At 59.0% G+C, this 19,161-nt stretch carries 18 protein-coding genes; 9 read left to right on the forward strand and 9 right to left on the reverse strand.

Annotated elements, in window-relative coordinates; genetic code table 11:
• The first annotated feature begins 49 nt into the window (after window positions 1-49).
• From KF707C_RS14160 to KF707C_RS14170, 3 genes are all read left to right on the forward strand, one after another.
• A complete protein-coding gene (locus KF707C_RS14160) occupies window positions 50-1,777 on the forward strand; it encodes an ATP-dependent nuclease (protein ID WP_003452323.1) in 1,728 nt (575 codons plus the stop codon).
• Window positions 1,767-3,194 (forward strand): UvrD-helicase domain-containing protein, encoded by a 1,428-nt coding sequence (locus KF707C_RS14165; protein WP_003452322.1) that lies wholly within the window; start codon window positions 1,767-1,769, stop codon window positions 3,192-3,194. The genes KF707C_RS14160 and KF707C_RS14165 overlap by 11 nt, the downstream gene beginning before the upstream one ends.
• Before the next feature lie 97 nt (window positions 3,195-3,291).
• Window positions 3,292-3,492 carry a heavy-metal-associated domain-containing protein gene (locus KF707C_RS14170; protein WP_003246756.1) on the forward strand — a complete coding sequence of 67 codons (201 nt, stop codon included), beginning with the start codon at window positions 3,292-3,294 and terminating at the stop codon, window positions 3,490-3,492.
• Window positions 3,493-3,511: 19 nt separating this feature from the next.
• Here KF707C_RS14170 and KF707C_RS14175 read toward each other — a convergent pair whose 3' ends face one another.
• From KF707C_RS14175 to bufA2, 4 genes are read right to left on the reverse strand one after another with little or no spacing between them, the layout of a single operon-like run.
• Window positions 3,512-3,826 (reverse strand): hypothetical protein, encoded by a 315-nt coding sequence (locus KF707C_RS14175; RefSeq protein WP_036992927.1) that lies wholly within the window; start codon window positions 3,824-3,826, stop codon window positions 3,512-3,514.
• A gap of 50 nt (window positions 3,827-3,876) precedes the next feature.
• Window positions 3,877-4,671 (reverse strand): HvfC/BufC N-terminal domain-containing protein, encoded by a 795-nt coding sequence (locus KF707C_RS14180; RefSeq protein WP_009686147.1) that lies wholly within the window; start codon window positions 4,669-4,671, stop codon window positions 3,877-3,879.
• Window positions 4,668-5,504 carry an MNIO family bufferin maturase gene (bufB, locus tag KF707C_RS14185; protein WP_003452318.1) on the reverse strand — a complete coding sequence of 279 codons (837 nt, stop codon included), beginning with the start codon at window positions 5,502-5,504 and terminating at the stop codon, window positions 4,668-4,670. The genes KF707C_RS14180 and bufB overlap by 4 nt, the downstream gene beginning before the upstream one ends.
• Window positions 5,505-5,548: 44 nt before the next feature.
• Complete coding sequence (bufA2, locus tag KF707C_RS14190; RefSeq protein ID WP_004577564.1) at window positions 5,549-5,809, reverse strand: BufA2 family periplasmic bufferin-type metallophore; 261 nt, start codon at window positions 5,807-5,809, stop codon at window positions 5,549-5,551.
• A gap of 290 nt (window positions 5,810-6,099) precedes the next feature.
• On the opposite strand from bufA2, the gene KF707C_RS14195 reads away from it, so the two are divergent.
• The 6 genes from KF707C_RS14195 to KF707C_RS14220 all read left to right on the forward strand — a co-directional run bounded on the left by KF707C_RS14195 (window position 6,100) and on the right by KF707C_RS14220 (window position 11,115).
• On the forward strand, window positions 6,100-6,306 hold the full coding sequence (locus KF707C_RS14195; protein WP_003139535.1) for a co-regulatory protein PtrA N-terminal domain-containing protein: 207 nt from the start codon (window positions 6,100-6,102) through the stop codon (window positions 6,304-6,306).
• Window positions 6,307-6,499: 193 nt separating this feature from the next.
• Window positions 6,500-8,314, forward strand: coding sequence for a copper resistance system multicopper oxidase (locus KF707C_RS14200; RefSeq protein WP_003452314.1), 1,815 nt, complete (start codon window positions 6,500-6,502; stop codon window positions 8,312-8,314).
• A 12-nt stretch (window positions 8,315-8,326) separates the two neighbouring features.
• A complete protein-coding gene (locus KF707C_RS14205) occupies window positions 8,327-8,641 on the forward strand; it encodes a hypothetical protein (RefSeq protein WP_009686150.1) in 315 nt (104 codons plus the stop codon).
• Window positions 8,631-9,830 (forward strand): copper resistance protein B, encoded by a 1,200-nt coding sequence (locus tag KF707C_RS14210; protein WP_047149788.1) that lies wholly within the window; start codon window positions 8,631-8,633, stop codon window positions 9,828-9,830. The genes KF707C_RS14205 and KF707C_RS14210 overlap by 11 nt, the downstream gene beginning before the upstream one ends.
• A gap of 9 nt (window positions 9,831-9,839) precedes the next feature.
• Window positions 9,840-10,682, forward strand: a complete 843-nt coding sequence (locus tag KF707C_RS14215; protein WP_003139525.1) for a c-type cytochrome — start codon at window positions 9,840-9,842, stop codon at window positions 10,680-10,682.
• Window positions 10,672-11,115, forward strand: coding sequence for a DUF411 domain-containing protein (locus tag KF707C_RS14220; RefSeq protein WP_009686151.1), 444 nt, complete (start codon window positions 10,672-10,674; stop codon window positions 11,113-11,115). The genes KF707C_RS14215 and KF707C_RS14220 overlap by 11 nt, the downstream gene beginning before the upstream one ends.
• 177 nt (window positions 11,116-11,292) lie before the next feature.
• Here KF707C_RS14220 and KF707C_RS14225 read toward each other — a convergent pair whose 3' ends face one another.
• From KF707C_RS14225 to KF707C_RS14245, 5 genes are all read right to left on the reverse strand, one after another.
• The gene (locus KF707C_RS14225; protein ID WP_003452303.1) at window positions 11,293-12,618 is read right to left on the reverse strand and encodes an OprD family porin; all 1,326 of its coding nucleotides are present in this window, start codon (window positions 12,616-12,618) and stop codon (window positions 11,293-11,295) included.
• 156 nt (window positions 12,619-12,774) lie between these two features.
• A complete protein-coding gene (locus KF707C_RS14230) occupies window positions 12,775-13,107 on the reverse strand; it encodes a DUF2790 domain-containing protein (RefSeq protein ID WP_003452302.1) in 333 nt (110 codons plus the stop codon).
• Window positions 13,108-13,252: 145 nt separating this feature from the next.
• Window positions 13,253-16,402 carry an efflux RND transporter permease subunit gene (locus tag KF707C_RS14235; RefSeq protein WP_003452300.1) on the reverse strand — a complete coding sequence of 1,050 codons (3,150 nt, stop codon included), beginning with the start codon at window positions 16,400-16,402 and terminating at the stop codon, window positions 13,253-13,255.
• Window positions 16,399-17,859, reverse strand: coding sequence for an efflux RND transporter periplasmic adaptor subunit (locus KF707C_RS14240; protein WP_003452298.1), 1,461 nt, complete (start codon window positions 17,857-17,859; stop codon window positions 16,399-16,401). Before KF707C_RS14240 ends, KF707C_RS14235 begins: the two co-directional genes overlap by 4 nt.
• Window positions 17,856-19,118 (reverse strand): TolC family protein, encoded by a 1,263-nt coding sequence (locus KF707C_RS14245; RefSeq protein WP_003139513.1) that lies wholly within the window; start codon window positions 19,116-19,118, stop codon window positions 17,856-17,858. The genes KF707C_RS14240 and KF707C_RS14245 overlap by 4 nt, the downstream gene beginning before the upstream one ends.
• Window positions 19,119-19,161 lie beyond the last annotated feature (43 nt).

The following is a 19,161-nucleotide window of genomic DNA, read 5'->3' on the forward strand; positions in this document are numbered from 1 at the left end:
AGCCGTTACAAGTAGGAGACTGACAGTCGTTACCCCATGAGGATTCTCCGTGGCCCGCATTCGCCGACTGCAAATTAGCAACTTCCGGTCTATCCAGGCGCTCGACTGGGTGCCGGCCCCCGGAATTAACTGCCTCATTGGTCCGGGTGACAGTGGGAAGTCCAGCATCCTGGACGCGATTGACCTTTGCGTCGGCGCCCGCCGAGGCGGCACGTTCGGCGACATGGACTTCTTCGCATTAAACGTCGATGTACCCATCACCATCAGCGTGGCGCTTGGCGATTTGCCGGTATCGCTGATGGATATCGATGTCTACGGCGAGTTCTTGCGTGGATTCCATCCCGGTACGGGGGAAGTCGAAGACGAACCGCGAGCGGGGCTGGAGACCGTCATCACCTTGCGTCTGCAAGTTGGTGCCGATTTGGAGCCTGTTTGGACACTTTTCTCCGAGCGCGCGGAGCAGCAGCAACTTGAACGCACTCTTCCCTGGAAAGAACGAGCGGCACTAGCGCCCGCCCGTATCGGCAGCTTTGCGAGCTCGAACCTGTCGTGGAGTCGTGGCTCAGTGCTCAATCGACTTACCGATGAGCGCGCCGAGCTTGGTGCTGAACTGGCGCGCGCCGCTAGGCAAGCAAGAGCGAACTTTGGCAATCAAGCAGCCGAACATCTGACCCAGACGCTTGAGGTCGTGCAACGCACAGCACAGCATCTTGGCGTTTCGGTCGGGGCTATGCCTCAGGCGCTCCTTGACGCACATTCTGTGTCGATTGGCGAGGGGGCGATCGCGCTGCACAGTGAAACAGGTATTCCGCTGCGCTCCCTTGGCACGGGCTCGTCACGCTTGCTAGTGGCAGGGCTTCAAAGGGCTGCGGCCAGCGCCGCGCCAATTGCCCTGGTTGATGAGGTGGAATACGGGCTTGAACCTCATCGGCTCATGCGATTCCTGGACTCGCTGGGTGCAAAGGACGCTGCCGCTCCGTTGCAAGTGTTCATGACGACGCACTCGCCGGTCGCGCTGCGCGAGCTGTCCGGCAGCCAGTTATTCGTTGTTCGGTCAGCACCTCAGCGCCACAGTGTTATGCCAGCTGGGGAAGCCAACGAGGTACAAAGTACCCTTCGGAAGGACCCCGAAGCATTCCTCGCCAAATCCATCATCGTTTGCGAGGGGGCCAGCGAGGTTGGCTTCGCGCGTGGCCTTGACCAATGGTGGGTCAGTCTTGGCGCTACCTCATTCCTGGCCCATGGCGGCGCGTATGTGGACGCCGGCGGGGGAAGCCCCGATAACAGTCTTATCCGGGGAACAGCACTTCTGAACTTGGGTTACCGCGTGATGGTTTTTGTAGATGCCGACAAGCCTTCGACCGCGGGGCTCGCTGAAGCATTCTTGGCCGCCGGCGGGCAAATTCTTACATGGCGACCAGGTCTCACTCTGGAGGACGAGATCTTCCGCCATCTCAGTGACCAAGCACTCGATGCACTTCTGGCGAAAGCCGAAACAATAGTGGGTGCAGAGCTGATGAACGCACACATTCAGACGAAGTCCCAAGGCCGCGTGACGCTGAACGATATCCGAGCCGAGCGACTCGTGGATGGGTACTCACCTGAGAGACGAGAGCTGCTGGGAACCGCATCCCGTATCCGCAACAGCGGCTGGTTCAAGTCGCTGACAACCTATCAGGAGGTTGCAAGGGACATCGTCGGTCCGTCTTTACAGAACGCCGAACCGGGCTTCATGGCAGTCACGAATCAGCTCTGGACGTTTACAAGTGCCCCCTGAGATTGATCTTTTCGCTATCGAGCGTGGCTCCATAACGGCCCCCGCAGGTTGTGGAAAAACGCAATTGATTGCCGAGACGCTCATCGCGCATAGGCAGAGCAAACCCATCCTCGTCTTGACACATACGAACGCCGGCGTTGCGGCCATACGGGCGCGCCTGAGACGAGCCGGTGTTCCTAACTCCGCATATCGAGTCTCCACCATTGACGGATTCTCGATGCGCCTGATCGCTAAGTTCCCAGCGCGAAGCGGCCATAACCCGCAGATCCTACAGCTGCATCAACCCAATACTGACTACCCGGCAATTCGGGAGGCCGCCATGCAGTTGTTGCAGGCCGGTCACCTCGCTCAGCCCCTTCGCGCCACCTATGCACGGTTGCTTGTCGACGAGTACCAAGACTGCAACGTCGTCCAGCACGCCATCGTGTCTGGTTTGGCCCAGGTGCTTCCGACCTGCGTGCTCGGTGACCCGATGCAAGCCATCTTCGACTTTCGTGGCAATCGACTGGTGCATTGGGCGAATGAGGTGCAACCCCTGTTTCCCGCAGCGGGAGAGTTGAGGATACCGTGGCGCTGGCGGCTGGCTGGAGCTGAGAACCTCGGGCAGTGGCTGCTCGCCATAAGGCAACAACTTCAAGCTGGTCAGCCGGTGGATCTGCGCACGGCTCCAGCAGAAGTGCGTTGGGTGCAGCTAAACGCCGGAACCGAAGTTCAGCAGCGACTGGTGGCCGCGAGAACCGAAGCTCCCAACGCTCAGGGTAGCGTCCTCATCATCGGGGACTCCATCAACGTGCAAGGTCGCCATCAGCTCACGAGCCAGACACCCGGTGCCATGGCCGTAGAAGCCGTCGACCTGAGAGATCTCGTCAACTTCGCCAGGAACTTTGACTTGCAGGGTGCCAATGCTCTGGCACAACTTGTGGAGTTTGCTTCCAGCGTAATGACGGGGGTAGGTGCAGCAAACCTGCGAACGCGCGTGGAGTCGCTGCGTGCAGGAAGGGCCCGAACGCCTCCGACCGCGGCCGAGGCTGCGGCGATCGATTTCGTAGCAGCGCCAACATTGGGGCAAGCGCTCCGTGTGATCGATACGCTCGCTGAGCAGCACGGGGCACGTGTATACCGACCGGAGGTTCTGTACTGCTGCCGGTCTGCAATGCAAGCGGTGGTGGGAGGTGCTGCCGACTTTCTGAGTGCAGCCATTCAAGCGCGAGAGCGCAATAGACACCTTGCCCGACCGATCGCAAGACGCTCTGTAGGCAGCACATTACTTCTCAAGGGGCTCGAGGCGGATGTCTCGGTTGTCCTGCATCCTGAGCTTATGACCCCCCAGAATCTATACGTCGCACTGACGAGGGGCGCAAGGCATGTCGTGGTGTGTTCACCAACCCCCATCCTTACGCCCGTGGTAAACGGCTGATCCTTTTGTAGCGCTTACGGGCTTGACCTTGCCATCGTGTCAAGGTCGATGCTGTCCGTGCGGTAACTTGAGCCGCGGACGAAATGAGGTGAAAGACATGTTTAGTCTGAGTGTTGCGGGGATGGGCTGTGGCAGTTGCGTGAGCAAAATCACGAAGGCCATTCAAGCTCTGGATCAGGATGCACGAGTAGAAGTGGATCGAGCGGCCGGCAAGGTCACCGTTGAGAGCACAGAAAGTGCCGAATCGATCCGCGAACTCATCCAGGAGCTTGGCTATTCGGCCCAGGTCAGCGCTTGAGCGCTGACCTGCTATCCCACTAAATATCCAGTTCTGAGAGCTCTTTTAGCCCTGGGATACTGGTGACCTCGTTGGTCATACCTTCTGAACCATCTCGGCCGCGAAGCCAGTTTGAGTGATCGCCTGGCTCGCGCATTTCCAGCGTGTCATAGGAGTACCGCTTGCGCTTGAACAGGCTTTTCAATGCAGCGAACTCGTGGCTTTTTTCGTCTTCTATGCCGACGACTTCTCCTGCAAGCCGCTCCCAGTGACCAACGCCGTCGGCCAGCATTGCCTGATAGGTCTCCGGGTCAAGCAAGGCTTGCTGTTTGAAATGAATGATGCGGTGAGTCATAGAAGCGCTCGGAGTGGCCAAAGAGAGAGCGCTAGCCTAAAGGTTCCGGGTCATTCGTGTAATAGCTGGCCGCGCTTTAGCAAACCGTCGTTGACCCACAACTTCAACCAGGTCGCGGCTTGCAAGGGAGCTTGCTCGCCATGCGTGGCGCTCAACGACTCGCAGAGTTCAGCGAACGATCCGCCCTCGATGAGAAACTGCAATGCCGAAGCCTCCGCTGGCTCCAGGCTCCGGTACTGGCAGACGAGTTCATGACGCCAAACAAGACAGGCTAGGTTCGTTGGCAGGCGGGTAATATCAGGCAGCAAGCTGCCGGACTTGGCGGCTTTCCACAACTCCAGCGTGTTGTACTGCAGCTGCAACCACCGGGCAGATGCAGTCAGGGAAACCCTGAGTGAAATCCAGTCTTCAGCCGAAAAATCACTGATGGCCTGCAGTGAAAGCACTTCGACGTCCTGAGCATCGAAAGCCAGTGTAAAAGCCCACTCAAGCTCCGCGAGTTCGCGCATCGGCGATAGTTGGGGTTCTTCGACGTAGCTGCTAATGAACTCGGGCAGCTTCTCGCCCAGCCAGCGAATGCTGAAATGTCGTGGTGGCCAGGCGGCCAAGTAGGCCAGTGCGAGCTGCTCGAATGATTCGTTGCCGATCCAGTGAAGCAGGGCAGGGAAGTCTTCTCGCAAGACCGCAAGCAGGCGCGAACGGTAAGCGTTGTGGTAGATCTGCAGGCCTTCGAGAGCACTCAGCGCTGTGCTACCTCGGATCTGCTCCAAAAGCTCGTTGGAGGGCAGGGCACTGTCACCTGTCAGGTAAGTTTCAAATGCAGTCTGTAGGGCGATCAGGCTCAAGGGGTGGCCCCCGATATCACAGATTTGGCGATAGCACGGGCATGTGCTAATTCGGACAACAGCTCTTCCAGCGGCGGAAACTGGTCATCCCGCTCGATCAAGGTCGATGTCGGGCCCAAGTAGCTCAAAGTCTTGCTGTAGAGAGACCAAACCGGATCAGCGATGGGCTGGTCATGGGTGTCGATGAGGTACTGCCCGTAATCGCTGTGCCCGGCCAGATGAATTTGACGAATCCGCTCGTGCGGCAATTCCAAGATGAACTGCCATGGGTCGAAATCCTGATTTCGTGCGCTGACGTAGACGTTGTTCACGTCAAGGAGCAATTCGCAACCGGTCAGGAAACTCAGTTCCGAGAGAAACTGCGATTCGCTCATGCTGGACGTCTTCCACTGCACGTAAGAAGAAACGTTCTCCAGCACAATGGGACGTTCCAGAACATCCTGCACTAGACGCACCCGCGCGGCGACATGCAGCAGGCTTTCTTGGGTAAACGGCAGCGGCAGCAGGTCGTGGAGTTGATGGGCGTTGCCGCGACTCCAGCACAAGTGGTCGGAAACCCACTGGGGCTGTATCCGGTCCGCCAGTTGCTTGAGCTGTCGTAGGTAGCCCATGTCCAGGTTATGCGAACCGCCGATCGACAGCGATACTCCGTGCATCACCAACGGGTATTGCTCGCCAATCGCATCGAGAAAGTAGAGGGCCTTGCCACCGCCCACCAGGTAATTCTCGGAAATGATCTCAAACCAGTCGACCGCAGGTCGCTGTTCAAGAATCTGCTGGTAATACTCACTGCGAAGGCCAAGACCGAAACCCAGTGTTTTGCGCTTACTCATTCAAGACTCCAGCAGGGGAGTGGCAGGCACTCCCCGCAACGGCATTATTCGCTGGTCTTGCCACCGGCCTCATCGCACTTGGCCTGAGTCATCAGCTTGAAGCCCTGGCCTTTGCATTCTCCCTGGCCTTTGCAGGCATTTTTGGCGGTCATGCAGTCGTTCTGGCCCTTGCAACCGTTGACGCCGAAGCACTTCACTTCAGCTGCTTTGGTGTCCTGGGCGGCCTGGACAGGCAGGGTAGCAAACAGGCTGGCGGCCACGAGAGCCAGAGCGGCACCGGTAGCGACGTTGGATTTATTCGACATAGTGACAATCTCTCTTAATTGTTGGTGGTCTTATCCGCGGGTGCGAATGACCCTGAGTAGCTTAGGCATCGCTGCCGAGCATGCCCTCTCAAGAAATTCGCAAGGCTTTATGAGGGCATGAAAGACAGTACCGAGCCTTCTGGATGGGCTACAAGAAAGAAATAGCAACCTGACAGAACTGTAATGTTCGGCTCAGGTTGCTGACAGGCCCTCTTAGTTAACGTGACATCGAGCCTAAAGCTCGGCCTCTGCAGTTGCAGGGACCACTTAACTTACGAGGAATACCCAAAATGAAATCGATCAAAGCTCTGCTTGTAGTTACTGCTCTGAGCATCTCCAGCTTGGCAATGGCTGAAGGTGGTGCTGACCGAACCTTCGCGCGCATGGAGCAGGCACGCCAGACGTCTCTGGAGGCCTACCGGGTGGCCCAGCAGCAGAAAGTTGAGGCTCCTGTAGCCAGCAGTCCAACCGAGCAAGCAGAGCACACCAACTGCTGAAGTCATCTACCTTACAGAAATGTAATCACCCGGATGGTTGGGATATGGCAGTTTCATACTGCTCATCGTCGGTAAGGCTTGTGCAATGCACCGACGTGGAAAGTTGAGGGGTAAATCCCCGACATTGAAGCAGCCATGAACCCGAGACCGGGCACACCATCACCGGCTCATTTGACGGATTGGACAAAACGGCATGCAAAGCAAAACCACAAGGCGCACCTTCGTCAAAGGCCTGGCAGCCACCGGTATTATCGGCGGACTTGGCCTGTGGCGCACGCCGGTCTGGGCGGTGAACAGCCCCGGCCAGCCCAACGTACTGACTGGTAACGAATTCGACCTATTCATCGGTGAAACCCCGGTGAACATCACCGGCGCAGCGCGCACGGCCATGACCATCAACGGCTCGCTCCCTGGGCCGATTCTTCGTTGGCGCGAAGGCGATACCGTCACATTGCGCGTGCGCAACCGCCTCAAGGAGGACACCTCCATCCATTGGCACGGCATCATCCTGCCGGCGAACATGGATGGTGTTCCTGGCCTGAGCTTCCATGGCATCGCCCCTGACGGCATGTATGAGTACAAGTTCAAGGTCAACCAGAACGGTACCTACTGGTATCACAGTCACTCGGGGCTGCAGGAGCAGGTCGGCGTATACGGCGCGCTGGTCATCGATGCCAAGGAGCCCGAGCCCTTCAGTTACGACCGTGATTACGTCGTGTTGCTGAGCGACTGGACGGATGAAAATCCAACGCGGGTACTGGCCAAGCTCAAGAAACAGTCGGACTACTACAACCAGCACAAACGCACCGTTGGTGACTTCATCGATGACGTAAGCGAGATGGGTTGGTCCGCCGCCGTAGCCGATCGCAAGATGTGGGCCGAGATGAAGATGAGCCCGACGGATCTCGCTGACGTCAGTGGCTACACCTACACCTACCTGATGAATGGCCAGGCACCCAATGGCAACTGGACCGGCATATTCAAACCAGGCGAAAAGATCCGCCTGCGCTTCATCAACGCCTCGGCGATGACCTATTTCGATGTGCGCATCCCGGGCCTGAAGATGACTGTGGTTGCGGCCGATGGTCTGCACGTCAAACCGGTCAGCGTCGACGAGTTCCGTATCGCCGTGGCCGAGACCTACGACGTGATCGTCGAACCAGACAGCGAACAGGCGTATACCGTGTTTGCACAATCCATGGATCGCACTGGCTATGCGCGCGGCACCCTTGCTGTACAGGAGGGGTTGAGTGCACCAGTACCCAGCCCCGACCCGCGTCCGCTGATTGCCATGGGCGACATGGGTATGGATCACGGCAGCATGGGCGGTATGGATCACGGGAACATGGCCGGGATGGATCAGGGCAATATGGCGGGAATGGATCATGGCAGCATGCAGGGTGGCATGGCCGGCATGGATCACAGCCAGATGGCTGGAATGGATCATTCGGGCATGGCAGGCATGGCAGGCATGGCAGGTGCCATGCAGGCACACCCAGCCTCAGAGACCAACAACCCGCTGGTCGATATGCAAACCATGACACCAACGCATAAGTTGGACGACCCAGGTATTGGTTTGCGAGACAACGGCCGACGCGTCCTCACGTACTCTGACCTGCGCAGCACCTTCCTCGACCCGGATGGTCGCGAACCAAGTCGCACCATCGAGCTGCACCTTACCGGGCACATGGAGAAATTCTCCTGGTCCTTCGATGGCATCAAGTTCTCTGACGCCGAGCCTCTGCGCCTCAAGTACGGCGAGCGTGTTCGCATCACGCTGGTCAACGACACCATGATGACTCATCCGATCCATCTTCATGGCATGTGGAGCGACCTGGAGGATGCGAACGGCAATTTCCTGGTGCGTAAACACACCATCGACATGCCGCCAGGTTCCAAGCGCAGCTATCGAGTGACTGCCGATGCGTTGGGTCGTTGGGCCTATCACTGCCACCTGTTGCTCCACATGGAAATGGGCATGTTCCGTGAAGTTCGTGTGGATGAGTAAAGGAGATTTCTGATGAGCACTTTTATGAAGCGAAATGCCCTGGCTGGCAGCGCAGTCATGTTCAGCCTATTGGCTGCCCTGCACGCACCGGTTTCGTTGGCAGGTGAGGGGCACAGTGAGCACGAACAACATGCTGCCGAGTCGGCTGTGCCCAAGACCGCCAGTGGCAATCACGCAGATCAGTCGAAGGATAAGGCGGCTGGCCAGCATATGGATCATGGCGCCATGGATCACGGAGACATGAAGCATGACGGCATGAATCACGAAAACATGATGGATAAGCATGGCGGCACCGAAGCCGAAGCAGGTTCGAACCATGACCACTAGGTTTTCACGTCCATCTCTCTTGGCGCTGGCTGTGTCGCTGAGTGCGTTCAGCGGCGGCGTTACTTTGGCTGCGGAAGAAATGGATCATTCGGCAATGGGGCACGGCACCATGTCGATGGACCATAGCCAGATGAGCCACGGCGCTACCAAAGCGCAGATGGAGGGCATGGATCACAGCAAGATGGACCATGGTGCCATGCAGGGTGCTTCGGGCAGCATGGATCATAGCCAGATGGGCCACAGCCAGAGCCAGAGCCAAGAAAAGGCTCCAGCCATGGACCACAGCAAGATGGATCACGGCGCCATGCAGGGTGCTTCGGGCAGCATGGATCATAGCCAGATGGGCCACGGCCAGAGCCAAGAGAAGGCCCAGGCTATGGATCACAGCAAGATGGGGCATGGCGCCATGCAAGGACAGATGGAGGGCATGGATCATTCAAAGATGAACCATGGCTCCGCTGAAGCCCCGAGAACCACCAGCCGTACGCCGATTCCCGTTCTGACGGATGCTGATCGCCAAGCGGCTTTCCCGCCATTACCTGGCCACAAGGTTCACGACAGCGCCATCAACAGTTTTTTCCTGCTCGATCAGCTCGAATACCAGGACGCAGATGAGGGCAGCACCCTGGCCTGGGATGCGTCGGGCTGGGTAGGCGGTGATATCAACCGGGTCTGGTTCCGCTCCGAAGGCGAGCGTACCAACGGCGTGACCGAGGATGCTGAATTACAGCTGCTGTACGGCCGCTCGATCGGCCCTTGGTGGGATGTCGTCGCGGGCGTTCGCCAGGACTTCAAACCGGAGTCGCCGCAGACTTGGGCCGCCTTCGGTATCCAGGGCATGGCGCTTTACGCCTTTGAGGCCGAAGCCACGGCCTTCGTCGGCGAGAATGGCCAAACTGCTGCCCGACTGGAGGGCGAGTACGACATTCTGCTGACCAACCGGCTGATTCTCCAGCCAACTGCCGAAATGAACTTCTACGGCAAGAACGATCCTGAGCGAGGTGTGGGGTCTGGGTTGGCAAATACCGAGCTCGGCTTGCGTCTGCGTTACGAGATTGTCAGGCAGTTTGCCCCCTATATCGGGGTTTCCTGGAGCCGCTCCTATGGCAACACGGCAGACATGGTGCGCGACGAGGGCGGTGATGTAGACGAGGCGCGTTTTGTCGCCGGTATCCGGATGTGGTTTTGAGAACCTGACATGAAAAGAACAATTAAAACTTTGGTGGCGGCCGGCGTGGTCGGTAGCACAGCTGTCCTGGCCGGCGCCTACTTTGGCGTGGTCAACGTGGGGGCCGACGATCCCCATTTTCCTGCAGTGCATGCGTTTCTCACGATGGCCCGTGACCGCTCTATCGAAGTCCGTTCGCGGGACATCGAGGTTCCCAACCTGGATGATCAAGCTCTTATTCGCGCCGGTGCGGGCAACTACAACTCCATGTGTATCGGCTGTCATTTGGCGCCAGGTGTGGCGGAGACCGAGCTAAGCCAATCGCTTTATCCTGCGCCCCCCAACCTCGCCAAGATCGGTGTCGATGGCAATCCGTCAGCAGCGTTCTGGGTGATCAAGCATGGCATCAAGGCAACGGGTATGCCTGCGTGGGGCAAGAGCATGGGAGACGAGTACATCTGGGGCATGGTTGCCTTCCTCAACCAACTGCCGACGATGGATGCCAAGCAATACCAAACACTCGTCGCATCCAGTGGCGGCCATCAGCACGGTGGTGGGGAAACGCAGATGCATAACCATGAAGGACAGCACGGCGACAACAAGCCTGGCCATCATGACAATAGTGGCGGTGGCGATGACCATCATGGATCAGGTGATGCTGGAGAGCCTGGTCATCACGATGCCGCGGCTACGGATAGCGAGGGTGGCTCCGCACCTAAGGCAGGTCACCATTCGGATATGAGTGGCGATGACCACCATGCTGGGGATGAGGCGTCGTCCAACGGAGGTGATCATCACGCCGAGCAGGCTCCGAACGCCTCGCCCAAGACCCACACCCACGCCGATGGCAAAGAGCACGTGCATGAAAGCTAAATATCTGGCCTTGCTGGCCGCTCTCTCCGTCACATCTGCAGTTCAAGCAGCTGATGCCCTGACGATTGATGTCCATCGTGATGCCAATTGCGGATGTTGCAAGAAGTGGATTTCACACCTCGAAGCGAATGGCTTCAAAGTCGTCGACCATGTCGAAAGCAACATGTCGGCAGTGAAGCAAAGTCTGGGCGTTGCGCCGCGGTTGGCGTCTTGTCACACCGCGGTGATTGACGGCAAGTTCGTCGAAGGTCATGTGCCGGCGGCTCAGGTCATCGAGCTCACCAAGCGCGATGATCTCGTGGGCATCGCTGTTCCCGGGATGCCGGCGGGCTCCCCCGGTATGGAAGTCGATGGCGTACAGCATGCCTACCAGGTCATTGGCTTGACCAAGGCGGGGTCTGATCAGGTCGTTGCAGAATATCCCGCTCAGTAGTACTGCCTGCCAGCACGGCCGCTTGTGTGTAGTGGCCGACTCTTTTTCATACGCCCTTTAACCTAAGTAAAAAAGGCGCCCGAGGGCGCCAAGGGCTGTCTCCAAACCAAAGGAGCACTACGAGGGGACAGCAGGACCAAGGCGCGAGCGGGCAATCAACCCGCCCGCTTGCCAGGGTTAGAGAACTTCCAGCGGGTACTCGACAATCAGGCGGACTTCATCCAGATCCGACTCGTAATCGGTCGCGCGAGTGGTCATTTGGCGAACACGGAAAGACATATCCTTCAGTGATCCAGTCTGCACAACGTACTTGGCCTCGATGTCCCGCTCCCAGCGCTTCTGGTTGGTCAACGGATCGCCGTTGTCATCACGGCGCATATAGACTTCGTTGGCCTTGCTGTAGTCGGCATCCCAGCCTTGGGCATATCGAGTCATGAAGCTCAACCCAGGCACACCGAAAGGCTCCATATCCAGGTCATAGCGCACTTGCCATGACTTCTCCTTCGGCGAGTTGAAGTCGCTGTACTGGATGGAGTTGTCGAGGTAGATGGAGTCCGATTGGCGCAAGTAGTCGAAGTCATCATCGCCATTGTTGCGCTGGAGACCCACCAGCACTGTGTGAGCGCCGAATTGGATGCCGACCTTGCCGCTCCAGATGTTGTTATCGAAGCTCCCGAGGAGCTGCTTCCCTTCATCGACCGCCTTGTAGTAGTTCAGCCCGCCGATCAAGGCGACATCGTCCGCAAGCGGGTAGCTCAGCGTGGTGCCCGCGTAATATTGATTCCAGGCATCCTTGAGGCGGCTGGTGTAGAGACTAAAGCCGACGTTGTCATTAAGCGTGTAATCACCACCGAAATAGGCGATCCATGGCGAGTCCACTTCGCCTGCGTAGAAGGTAGCGAAGCCGTCGCGCATGCTGCTGGTATTGGGTTGGCTCATCGAGTGGAGGCGACCACCTTGAAGCGACAGTCCTTCCACGCTGCTGTTGAGCACGGTGATACCTCGGAAACTCTCCGGTAAAAGCCGCGCATCACCGTATTGGACGACAGGGCTGACAGGAAAGACGTCGCCTACCTTGATCTCGGTATCCATGAACCGAGCTTTCACCGCGCCACCCAGTTTGGAGTAGTTATCCTCAGCCTGCCCGAGGCTGTTGTAAGGCAGCACATCGACTGAGCCACCGGCTCCTGAACGGCCGTCGCCGGTGTCAAGTTTGAGTCCTAGCATGGCAAAGGCATCGACACCGAAGCCTATGGTGCCCTCGGTGAAGCCAGACTCGAATCGGCCTATCACGCCATGCGCCCACTCTTCCGAATAGCCATTACCCGAGCTGCTGGACTGGCCTTTGCGGAAGTCACGGTTGAAGTAGAGATTTCGATTGAGGATGGTCAGGCTGCTGCCTTCGATAAATCCCTCGCCTTTCTCGTCGGCGGCCATTGCAGCTTGCCCGGTACTGATGCTCAGAGCGAGTAGAGAAAGTCCTAACAGGGTTCTGTTATTCATAAATGCTCCTGATGTTATTGGCAGTTGTCATTGTGTGGTCGCATATATGTGCCAAGCGCGCCGTGCATAACCAGGCGCGCCTTGGCCATATTTCCACATGCCAAATAACGTCAGGGTGACTTGAAAATTACTTTTCAGTCAGCGCGATGTCATTTATTAGTTTTGGTTCCGGCAACCTGTTCCGGCTGCACGGTATTCAAGAATATTCAGATCGCCGTTGGAGTCCTCGTAGGTCATCTGGGCTGGCATCACATTGCAGCTAGAGTCCGTTGAGGTAGTGGCCACGACCCTGGCGATATCGAGCTTCATGCCGTAGCGGTAATGAATAACTTCAGGCGGATTCTTTCCGTTAGCGGCAGCATACTCTTGCATGGCCTGCTCATTGGCCTGAATCATCCGACCATAAACACGATCAGCGCCGCCTTCTGCCAGAGTGGCAGAGGAAACAACCATAGCGGCAAGGGCTGCAATAACTTTGAGGCTTTTCATGTTTAATCACTCCTTCAAGGTGGTGATTAAAATATATCCGCTCAACCTGTCATAAAAATGAAGTCAAAGTTACATCGCCGTAATGCTTCCTGCCGCGTTACCCGGGCGAGTCAGCTTGGCGCGTGGCTTGCCCGGGTTTGTAAAGCTATAGCTCCTGCGGTGCGCGAACCTTCTGTGTACGCTGCCTTCGCATCAGCCAGTACGCGGCCGGCAAAACCAACATGGACATCAGCGGCGCGGTAATCATGCCGCCGACCATGGGCGCGGCGATGCGCTTCATCACTTCAGATCCGGCACCTCCGCCCCAGAGGATTGGCAACAGGCCGGCGATGATCACGGCCACCGTCATCACCTTGGGCCGCACGCGCAGCACTGCGCCTTCACGAATTGCCTCCAGTAGTGCCGGGTCACCGCTGCGCCCGGCATCCATACGTGCATGCCAGGCATTCTTCAGGTACAGCAGCATGATCACCCCAAATTCCGCCGAGACGCCGGCCAAGGCGATAAAGCCGACCCCAGTGGCAACCGACAGGTTGAAGCCGAACCAGTAGAGCAGCCAGATGCCGCCCGATAGGGCGAAGGGCAGGGTTGCCATGATCAGTAGGGCCTCACCGAAGCGGCTGAAGGTCAGGTAAAGCAGCACGAAGATGATCAACAAGGTCGCCGGTACCACCCAGGCCAGCCGTGCATTGGCGCGCTCCAGGAACTCGAACTGACCGGAGTAGGAGACGGTCATGCCAGCATCGAGTTGTACCTGCTCAGCTACGCGTTGCTGCAACTCGCGCACGGTCGATGCCAGGTCGCGCCCACGGACATCGACATAGACCCAACCGGACAGACGCCCGTTCTCGCTGCGCAGCATTGGCGGCCCTTCGGTCAGACTAACCTGGGCGACGGTGCCCAAGGTGATCTGCTGGCCGGCTTGCGTGAGGATCGGCATACGCCGTAGTGCCTGCGGACTGTCTCGCCACTCCTTGGGATAGCGCAGGTTGATCGGGAAGCGGGCCAGTCCTTCAACCGTCTCACCAATATTGCTGCCGCCGATGGCGCCCGATACCACCGCCTGCACATCGGCGATGCTCAGGCCATAGCGCGCCGCGGCCAGTCGATCGATCTGGATGTCCACGTAACGGCCGCCAGTAAGGCGTTCTGCCAAGGCCGAACTCACCCCAGGCACCTCTTTGGCCACGGCCTCGATATCGCGCGTTATGCGCTCGATGTCGACCAAGGAGGTTCCGGATACTTTCACCCCAATGGGGCTCTTGATCCCCGTCGCCAGCATGTCGATGCGGTTGCGGATGGGCGGCACCCAGATATTGGACAGCCCCGGAACTTTTACCGCGCGATCCAGTTCCTCGATCAGCTTTTCGGGTGTCATCCCCGCGCGCCATTGATCGCGTGGTTTGAACTGCACCGTGGTCTCGAACATTTCCAGCGGTGCTGGATCGGTGGCGGTCTCTGCTCGCCCGGCCTTGCCGAATACCCGTGCCACTTCGGGCACCGTGAGGATCATCCGGTTGGTTTGCTGCAGCAGCTGGGTGGCCTTGCTGGCCGGCAAGCCGGGCAGGGCTGATGGCATGTACAACAAGTCGCCCTCGTCCATCGGCGGTAGAAACTCTCCTCCGAGTCTGCTGAGGGGCCAGAGACTGGACAAAAACACTAGCAAGGCCAGCGCTAGGGTCACCTTAGGCCAAGCCAGCACCCACTCCAGCACCGGCCGGTATGCACCGATCAGCCAACGATTCAAGGGGTTCTGTTGTTCGCTGGGGATATGCCCACGAATCCAATAGCCCATCAGCACCGGTACCAAGGTGATCGAGAGGCCAGCGGCGGCAGCCATGGCATAGGTCTTGGTGAATGCCAGCGGGCCAAACAGGCGACCCTCCTGGGCCTCCAGGGTGAAGACCGGGAGGAAAGACAGGGTGATGATCAAAAGGCTGAAGAACAGCGCCGGCCCGACCTCGGCCGCAGCTTCGCCGATCACCCGCCAGTGCGCCTCGCCCTGAAGCGGTTCACCGGGGTGTCGAGCCTTCCAGGCCTCGATGTGCTTGTGCGCGTTCTCGATCATCACCACGGCGGCATCGACCATGGCGCCGATGGCGATTGCGATCCCGCCGAGCGACATGATGTTGGCATTGACGCCCTGGTAGCGCATGACGATGAAGGCCATCAGGATGCCCAGGGGCAGGGTGATGATCGCGACCAGCGACGAGCGCAGGTGCCAGAGGAAGATCAGGCAAACCAGGGCAACCACCGCGAACTCTTCCAGCAGCTTGTAGCTGAGGTTATCGATGGCGCGGTCGATCAATTGCGAACGGTCATAGGTGGTGACCACCTCGACGCCGGCCGGCAAGCTGCCCTTCAGGCTGTCCAGCTTGGTCTTCACCGCGGCGATGGTATCGCGGGCATTCTTTCCGGAGCGCAAGATGACCACGCCGCCTACCACTTCACCCTGGCCATCCAGCTCGGCAATGCCACGACGCATCTCTGGCCCCAGCTGAATGGTGGCCACCTGACCCAGCAGCACCGGAACTCCGCTGGCCGAAGCCCGCAGCGGCACATTGCGGAAATCCGCCAGGCTCTCTAGATAGCCTGAAGCCCGCACCATGTACTCGCGCTCTGCCAGCTCCAGGATGGCGCCGCCGGTTTCCTGATTGGCGCTCTTCAGCGCCGCTTCGACCTCCTGCTGAGTTACCCCATAAGCCACCAGCTTCTGCGGATCGAGCAGCACTTGGTATTGCTTGACCATGCCGCCGAGGGTGGCCACTTCGGCTACGTTGGGCAGGCTCTTGAGTTCGTACTTGAGGAACCAGTCCTGCAGTGCCCGCAGCTGGGCAAGATCATGCTGGCCGCTGCGGTCGACCAAGGCGTACTGGTAGATCCAGCCCACGCCGGTGGCATCCGGCCCAAGGGTGGTGGTAACACCCTCGGGCAGGCGTTCCTGCGCCTGGTTGAGGTACTCCAGCACCCGCGAGCGCGCCCAGTAGAGGTCGGTGTCGTCCTCGAACAGCACGTAGACGAAGGAGTCGCCGAAGAACGAGTAGCCGCGCACCGTCTTCGCCCCCGGTACCGAGAGCATGGTTGTGGCCAGTGGGTAGGTCACCTGGTTCTCGACGATCTGCGGTGCCTGTCCGGGAAAGCTGGTTCTGATGATGACCTGGGTGTCAGATAGGTCCGGCAGTGCATCCAACGGCGTGTTGCGCAGCGACCAGAGGCCCAGGGCGGTGATGAACAGGGTGGCCAGCAGTACCAGGAAGCGGTTGCCGATCGACCAATGGATCAGGCGCGCGATCATGGCTGGTCTCCTTCCTTGCGGAGCTGCTCGATCAGCAGGCCGGAGTTTGTCTGACGTGCGGCGATGCGTACGTGATCTCCTGGCTTAAGTCCCACAGCTACTTCGGAGCTGACCAGAGGAAAAGCCATGGTCATACCTGGCATATTCAGGCTCTCGAAGGGGCCATGCTCCAGGGTGACTTGTTTCCCGTCCAGTGCGCGAATAACGCCGTGAGACACATGCAGCCCCTCCGTGCTGTCCTGTTCTGCATTGCCGGCCAGGATGCCCTGCAGGCTGGCTTCCGAATCGATGAGGAACTGGCCGGAGGTAACGACCGCCTGACCTTCCTCAAGACCGGAAAACACCTCCAGACGCCCATCGGCCTCGCGGCCCAAGGTGATTTCCTGGGGACGGTAGCGTCCGTCGCCTTCGGCCAGCATCACCAATGCACGCTTCCCGGTGCGAATCACGGCTTCACTCGGCACAAGAAGCGTGGATTGTTCGACGGCACTGTTCAGGCGTACGGCGGCGAACATGCCGGGGCGCAACTTACCGGCAGGGTTGGGTAGCTCGCTGCGTACCGTGAGCGTGCGCGTTTGCGGATCGGCACTCGGCAGCAAGGCTATGACGCGGCCCAGCAGCGGTCGATCAGGAAAGGCCGTCAGGTTGGCGCGGATCTCGTCCCCGACCTGGATACTTCCGGCCATGGCCTCGGGTATCGCCGCATCGAGCCAGACACTGGACAGCCCGTTGATCAACGCCAGATCCTGCCCGGCTTCAACGGTCATCCCGGCGCGTACCTGCAAGGCTTGGAGCTCGCCGCTGATAGGTGTGGTGAGGGTTTGCACTGCCCGCGGTTTGCCGCTGCGGCGAACCTGCTCTATCAACGCTTGTGGCATGCCGAGCAGGCGGAGGCGCTCTTGGGCCGCAGTGATCAAGCGGGCGTCACCGGTACGCAGTACCGCGAGGAACTCCAACTGCGCGGCGGACCACTCGGGAATCAGCAGGTCGACCAGGGGTGTTCCAGCTGGCAGTACATCGCCAGGGGCACGCCCGTAAACCCGCTCGACGAATCCGCCAGCGCGGGCCTGGAGGTTCGCTACCTCTCGCTGGTTATAGGCCAGGGAGCCGACCACCTCGATATCCGAGGGCAGTACACCGCGGATCACCGTCGAGGTCCGCATTCCGAGGTTCTGCACGGCTTGAGCGGGGACGCTCAGGACAGACGGATCTTGCTCGGATCCTGCGTATTTAGGGACAAGCTCCATATCCATGAAAGGTGACTTGCCCGGTTTATCGAAGCGCTGCTCAGGCTGCATCGGGTCGTACCAATAGAGCACCTTGCGCTCGTCCGTCGGTGCGGAGCTAGGCAGTAGCTCGTGTTTGGCTTGCCGCTGGGCCAGCCAGTAGCCACCGCCCGCCGCGCCAATGCCCACGGTCAGCACGGCGACCGCAAAACCAAATGTCGATATCTTCATTTCAGGCCCTCCACATAGGCGTAGTACAGGCTTGCGGAGAGCTGGCTCAACTTGCGCTGTTGTTCAATCTGCCGCAGTTGCGCATCAATCAGGTCGCGCTGGGCAGTAATAACGGATGTGAGCTGGCTGTTACCGGCTTGGTAGGCGGCCAGTTCGAGATCGGCACGTTTGCTTGCAAGCGGGATCAAGGTTTTTTCGGTGCGTGACAAGGTCCTGCGCAGTTGCTCAAGCTCGGCAATACCGCCTTCCAGCTCAGCCTGATGGGCGCGCAGTAATGCTTCCTGCTCGGCTTCCATCTGCGACACGCTTTGTTGTCTGGCGTTGATCTTGGGCCCCTGACGTGTGCCTACGAACAACGGCAGGTCGAAGGTAAATTGCACCATCACCATATCGCCGAACTGGTTGTCGCGATTGTTGTAGGCAAACTCAACACCCCAGTCGGGGGTCTTCTCGGCGATGGCCTCGTTCAGCTCGGCGCTAGCCTCGCCGACTCGGGCGGAGGCAGCGCGCAACTCAGGGTGTGAGGCAATGCGTTGCTGCAGGTGCGGTGCCACCAGGTTCAGACTGGGAACACCTCCTTGCAAAGGCTGGTCAGCCTCGTTGCCTATCCAGCGGCGCAGCTTGGCACGAGCTACTGCCACATCGCGATTCAGTTCATCTCGCCGATCTTGTAACGCCAAAGCTTCCTGGTCGGCCTGCAACAGCTCGCCAGGCTGAGCACTACCGCCGGCAATCAGCGATTGCACGGTCGAGCGGAGCATCTCGATCTGACGGTCCAGTTGATCGAAGAGGCCAACACTGCGTTCGGCGTAGTACACATCCAGCCAGCTCACTGCCGTCTGGCGCTTGATCTCCAACTGCATGGCACGCTGCTCGGCCTCGGCTCGGCCTACTGAAGCCTCGGCCAACTGGCGCCGAGCCTGACGCTTGTCACTGTTGGGGACTTCCTGCATGAACCCAATGCGGCGCATGGTCATGGAGTCACGATTAAGCGTGTAACGGTCAGGGCCTTCGATCGGCAGGTTGTCGATGCCTAGAATCAGCTTGGGATCGGGCAGGGCGTCTGCGGGCTCGACAGCCTGCTGTGCCGATGCCACCTGCGCCTGGCGCGCGAGGTTCTCAGGGGCACTCTGCTCGGCCAGAGCTTGGGCTCGTTCGAAAGTTAGGGGCTGCGCCTGCGCGGCAAGCCAGGGAGCTGCCCAGAATGCGGCAGCCAACACACCGAGAAAGCCACGGCGTGGAAAAAGGAAAGCGGACATGCTTTCGCCTCCAATGCGATTGATCGAAGTCGCGACTACGAAA

This window comes from Pseudomonas furukawaii (genome assembly GCF_002355475.1).
In the GTDB taxonomy this organism is placed as follows: Bacteria; Pseudomonadota; Gammaproteobacteria; order Pseudomonadales; family Pseudomonadaceae; genus Metapseudomonas; species Metapseudomonas furukawaii.

What these genes read in the sequence shown, in the direction of transcription:
- KF707C_RS14225 (WP_003452303.1), bottom strand. Translation starts at nt 12,618, where the DNA reads ATGAATAACAGAACCCTGTTAGGACTTTCTCTACTCGCTCTGAGCATC.
- KF707C_RS14175 (WP_036992927.1), bottom strand. Translation starts at nt 3,826, where the DNA reads ATGACTCACCGCATCATTCATTTCAAACAGCAAGCCTTGCTTGACCCG.
- bufB (WP_003452318.1), bottom strand. Translation starts at nt 5,504, where the DNA reads ATGAGTAAGCGCAAAACACTGGGTTTCGGTCTTGGCCTTCGCAGTGAG.
- KF707C_RS14220 (WP_009686151.1), top strand. Translation starts at nt 10,672, where the DNA reads ATGAAAGCTAAATATCTGGCCTTGCTGGCCGCTCTCTCCGTCACATCT.
- KF707C_RS14200 (WP_003452314.1), top strand. Translation starts at nt 6,500, where the DNA reads ATGCAAAGCAAAACCACAAGGCGCACCTTCGTCAAAGGCCTGGCAGCC.
- KF707C_RS14235 (WP_003452300.1), bottom strand. Translation starts at nt 16,402, where the DNA reads ATGATCGCGCGCCTGATCCATTGGTCGATCGGCAACCGCTTCCTGGTA.
- KF707C_RS14230 (WP_003452302.1), bottom strand. Translation starts at nt 13,107, where the DNA reads ATGAAAAGCCTCAAAGTTATTGCAGCCCTTGCCGCTATGGTTGTTTCC.
- KF707C_RS14245 (WP_003139513.1), bottom strand. Translation starts at nt 19,118, where the DNA reads ATGTCCGCTTTCCTTTTTCCACGCCGTGGCTTTCTCGGTGTGTTGGCT.
- KF707C_RS14240 (WP_003452298.1), bottom strand. Translation starts at nt 17,859, where the DNA reads ATGAAGATATCGACATTTGGTTTTGCGGTCGCCGTGCTGACCGTGGGC.
- bufA2 (WP_004577564.1), bottom strand. Translation starts at nt 5,809, where the DNA reads ATGTCGAATAAATCCAACGTCGCTACCGGTGCCGCTCTGGCTCTCGTG.
- KF707C_RS14195 (WP_003139535.1), top strand. Translation starts at nt 6,100, where the DNA reads ATGAAATCGATCAAAGCTCTGCTTGTAGTTACTGCTCTGAGCATCTCC.
- KF707C_RS14205 (WP_009686150.1), top strand. Translation starts at nt 8,327, where the DNA reads ATGAGCACTTTTATGAAGCGAAATGCCCTGGCTGGCAGCGCAGTCATG.
- KF707C_RS14170 (WP_003246756.1), top strand. Translation starts at nt 3,292, where the DNA reads ATGTTTAGTCTGAGTGTTGCGGGGATGGGCTGTGGCAGTTGCGTGAGC.
- KF707C_RS14210 (WP_047149788.1), top strand. Translation starts at nt 8,631, where the DNA reads ATGACCACTAGGTTTTCACGTCCATCTCTCTTGGCGCTGGCTGTGTCG.
- KF707C_RS14215 (WP_003139525.1), top strand. Translation starts at nt 9,840, where the DNA reads ATGAAAAGAACAATTAAAACTTTGGTGGCGGCCGGCGTGGTCGGTAGC.